At 39.0% G+C, this 4343-nt stretch carries 5 protein-coding genes; 3 read left to right on the plus strand and 2 right to left on the minus strand.

Going from position 1 to position 4343, the window contains the following annotated elements; genetic code table 11:
• Positions 1-282 precede the first annotated feature (282 nt).
• Positions 283-1056 (plus strand): CRISPR-associated protein Csx14, encoded by a 774-nt coding sequence (locus tag NZ896_06505; GenBank protein ID MCS7117097.1) that lies wholly within the window; start codon positions 283-285, stop codon positions 1054-1056.
• A gap of 82 nt (positions 1057-1138) precedes the next feature.
• On the opposite strand, the gene NZ896_06510 is transcribed toward NZ896_06505, so the two are convergent.
• Positions 1139-1597, minus strand: a complete 459-nt coding sequence (locus NZ896_06510; protein ID MCS7117098.1) for a YbaK/EbsC family protein — start codon at positions 1595-1597, stop codon at positions 1139-1141.
• Between the two features lie 53 nt (positions 1598-1650).
• The gene (locus tag NZ896_06515; protein ID MCS7117099.1) at positions 1651-2829 is read right to left on the minus strand and encodes a hypothetical protein; all 1179 of its coding nucleotides are present in this window, start codon (positions 2827-2829) and stop codon (positions 1651-1653) included.
• Positions 2830-2915: 86 nt separating this feature from the next.
• On the opposite strand from NZ896_06515, the gene NZ896_06520 reads away from it, so the two are divergent.
• A complete protein-coding gene (locus NZ896_06520) occupies positions 2916-3566 on the plus strand; it encodes a Snf7 family protein (protein MCS7117100.1) in 651 nt (216 codons plus the stop codon).
• Positions 3567-3704: 138 nt separating this feature from the next.
• Positions 3705-4343, plus strand: a 639-nt coding sequence (locus NZ896_06525; protein MCS7117101.1) for a hypothetical protein, incomplete at its 3' end; no start/stop codon positions are given.

Raw genomic sequence — 4343 nt, forward strand, 5'->3', positions numbered from 1 at the left:
CTTTTAAATAAACTTAAAATTAAGCACTTCGATTTATTTGAAGGTATAAATTTAACAACCCTTCGACGAGACTTTCTCAACATTATAATTGGTGTAGGGAGGCGTCGTACAGAAGAGCGAGAGGATCTAAACTTTTTTCTTAATGAATATGGGAAGGAAATTTTGAGTATAATGAGATCACCATTATTCAAAGCTTTGGTAAGAACCACCGATCATCCTTCGATAGAAATTGATAAATTGACCCAAGACTTAAAAATAAAGAAGATTGAAAAGGTGTGAGCTTTGAAGAATGTAGCAATAGCTACAATAGGTATGAGCCCACCAGTAATCACGGAGTTTATTCAATACCTACATGAAGGTCTTGGTATAAAAATTTCAGATTTAACGATCATCTCTACAACAGATCCATTTGTAAAAGCAAGTGTAAAATTAGTAACAGCAGCTATCAAGCATAAATATCCACAGATTCATACACATGAATCCCAATTACCATTCGAAGATATGGACTCTTGGGAACGAATGCTTGAGTTTATGAAGATCGGTGCTAAGATAATTCATGATGCAAAGATCAGACATAAAGCTACATCTACTTACCTTTGTATAGCGGGTGGTAGAAAGGAGGGTAGTGTGATTTTAAGCCTCTTGGCTCAAATTATAGGTGTAAATATGGTGGCCCACATAGTTGCTAAAGATATTAAAGCGTTTAACATCGAGCTTGAAAGGATCAAAAGATATATTGAGGAATTAGGCGAGTCTAACGAGCCTGATACTTACTACTTAAAGTATAAAGATTTGTTTGAACCAGTACTTTTCCCTCACCCTTCAAATTATTCCGTTATTAACATACCGATAATTCCATACCCTAAAAAGACCCTTCAGGATATTATGAAATTACTTTTGAGTAAAAGTCCAATACCAAGAGGAGCTATAGAGTTACCGATCGATGTATTAATTGGATTGAGTGGGGCGAAACTTATAAAACTTGGATCTAAGAATATATGGGTATTAAATCAAGGTAGGGAATTGGCTTTAGCTCTCAAAGATGTAATTTTTTGATACTTCATTACGGTTAACTTCTTAACACTGAAAACAAGTTTGCCTCTTTATTCAGTTAGACTATATTGATAATTGATAAGATCTACTCACCAATCTTCACAACCCTACCTTTGCTGTACTTGATAATATCTAGGCTTGTGATCTCCATCAATCTATTCTTCTTACCTCCACCCGCTATTACTTTATCGTAAGTTGTAACTTTATGATCTATGTATATAGGGATTGGATTTTTGTGAGCAATCGGTGGGACTGCACCTACTTCAAAGCCTGTATATAATTGAACCTCCTTTGGTGTAGCCAGTCTTATCTTCTTTACACAAGCCTCTCTTGCTAAGAGATCCATATTCAATCTTTTATCACCGGTAAGAATCGCTATCAAAGGTTTTGTATCATCACCTATGAGGACCAATGTTTTGATTATGCGACTTGGCTCCACACCGATCCGTTGTGAAGCTGCTTCTACAGTCATCGTATGCTCATCGAATTCGAAGAGCTTTGCTGGAATTTTATGGGCCTCTAAGTACCTTTGGAGCTCATCCATTACTCCTCACTTAAAGGTATGAAGCCTAAAGGATTTTAAAAGGTGTCGATATGTTAGGTTGCAAGTTCTTGAAACTCATTCGTTATTTCTTGCTCTAAATATTCATTACCATAAGATCGATCTTCGCCCCTATTTAAAAGACTCAGCAAAGCAAAGGCCCATACCGAGGGGGCGATTTTCAATCCGACGTTAGATTGGATGAACCTTTCCTTTAGATCTGAGTGAACTTTTGAATTCGAAGTATTATGAGTCAATACGATTAAGATCTTTAAGATAGATTCTAAGGATTCATTGGTGATCTCTATCTTTAACTCTCTCTTCAACTTATCGACGAACTTCGACCATATCTCTGAAAGGAGCGATTCATCTTTGATCACTTCCATTACACTACGTGCAAATAAATCGTAGACATCATAATTCTTCATTAGAGCGATCAACTCGTTTACACCATTTACACCTAGCAGGGGAATCATATCTTCCATAGGGAAGGAATCCTTCCAATACCTATCGAAAAATTCGAACTCTAAAGTCGAATAAAGTTCGCTCGATTGAATGAATAGACCCGTGCCTCTACCCCCGTCGATGATGAATACTTGCCCCTCATCGAAGACAAATATACTCTTCTGAAAATTGTAATGCGAGACCCTCAATTCGACATTGGGTGGGAAATGGTTCTTAATATTACATGTGCTCAACGAAAGTAAAATTTTAAAATCGATATCTGTGGGGAGTTGCTTATTGGATGTGTTAAGAGCATCTTGTAAAAGTTTAAAGCCCCAACCATCGACCATGCAGTGAATATACTTCTTTACTCCTTGGATAATCTGAGCAAGTTTTGATGAGATCGCCCGTCCCTTTAAGATCGTATACGTAGCCTCATCGACACCCTCCCTCAATCTTAACTCTTCATTAAGGCGTTTAAGTTTTAATATAGCCTTCTTCAACTTCTTCAATCTTAACTCTTCTTGAGAGACGATACGTTCGAAGCTATCCTTCATCGGTACGATCTGGCAATAGACCGGCTTTCCCGGGAGTATCAATATGAGTTTTTTATTCGCCAACTTTCTAACAGTTGTGTACGCCTTCGTCCTCGGTATCCCAGCATGGTATGCCAACTCACCGATGGGTAATGAGCCCCTCTTCGCTAGAGCGATGTATGCTTTAGCTTCATAAGTAGATAGTCCAAAGTCTTCTAACGTTGCAATTACATCTGATATATCTTGGTTGGTCACCGTGATTCACGTCACCATAGTTACACTAAATTCTAGCACATTAACAATAAAGAACTTAGTTTATTAATTTCAACTAGGTGCTAAAATTGTCCCAATTTATTAATAAGTGGAGTAAACCGAAGGGTCCGGGTTTCGGAGACCGAATCAAAGAAGCTATGAAGCCAGCAGGTCCATTGAAGCCACGTCTAGAGCAAGCAATCAGAAGCATCCAAATACAGATTACGAAGCTCGAAGCGGTTTCTAGCAAATTAAAGGATAGGGATTCAAAGATCTTCAATAAAGTCGTGGCTGCGATTACGAAACATGATATGGCCCACGCTTCGATATACGCGAATGAACTGGCAGAATTAAGGAAGATGCATAAGATCGTAACTCAAGCAAAGTTGGCCCTCGAACAGATCGTACTTCGCTTGAATACTGTGCAAGAATTAGGAGATATAGTAGTAACACTCACACCGGCGATGTCCGTTATCAAGAGTGTGAAGGCAGGGTTGACGAGCATTCTGCCCGAAGCAGAGCGTGAAATCGGTGAGATAAGTGGTTTGCTCAGCAGTGTATTGGTGGATGCAGGCCAGATCGGTGGCTACACAATCAACTTTGAAGCGGCCAATGAAGATGCTGAAAAGATACTCAATGAGGCATCAGCTATAGCAGAACAGAGGATGAAAGAGAAATTCCCAGACCTGCCTACCGAAATTCCAGAACCGCCGACCGCCCAACCCGAAGGTTATTCCTAAAATAGATAGGTAGTGCGACAGTTATGTACCCTGCTAAAGGGAATCATATCCATATCCCATTAGTAGGGGCCGTTAGCTGTCGCACTACTACATTTTTATTCACATTCAATTCTGCTTCTAATTTAAGTGGTGATTGACTTGTTAAAGTTACCCTCCTTCATCACAAATTTAATCAGATTCTTCCGCATTAATAAAGAGAGGGATTTTGAATGTAAAGTGAATAACGCTGTAAAGCAGATCGAACTCCATTATAGAGAGTTGGAGAGTTTAAAGAAAAAGTTTGAGTCTCGAAGGTTAGCTCTCTTTGAAGTCGCTGTTAGAGAAGTCGAGCGAGGAGGTTGTGCAGAAGCATCTGTATATACAAATGAATATACTGAATTAAAGAGAGTGATCGAAGCGATCTCATATAGCAAGTTAGCATTAACCTTTGTAGCTGTAAAATTGGAAAGTATGCGTGATATGAAAGATGTGATATACCATGTATCTTCAGCACTCAAATTAGTTAAAGGGATGGGCAAGATCGTCTCGAATCTTAACGCTATGCTCGAAAGCTTTACAGAAGAGATAAACTCTACATTGGCAGAGATCACGGTTGGATATGGGAGTATAATCTCTAACATGGTAGCTAATGAAACCTTTGAAGATTGTGAAGAGGTATTGGAGAGGGCAAAGATTTGTGCGAGAGAGAGGCTCTTGATGAAGGGGGTTATTTCGAATCCCAAAAATGACACATCTCAATTTGGAATCATCGGCAAATCTCCTCCTCGATTTAGTGAA

The sequence above is a fragment of the Nitrososphaerales archaeon genome, assembly GCA_025058425.1.
GTDB lineage: Archaea > Thermoproteota > Nitrososphaeria > Nitrososphaerales > JANXEG01 > JANXEG01.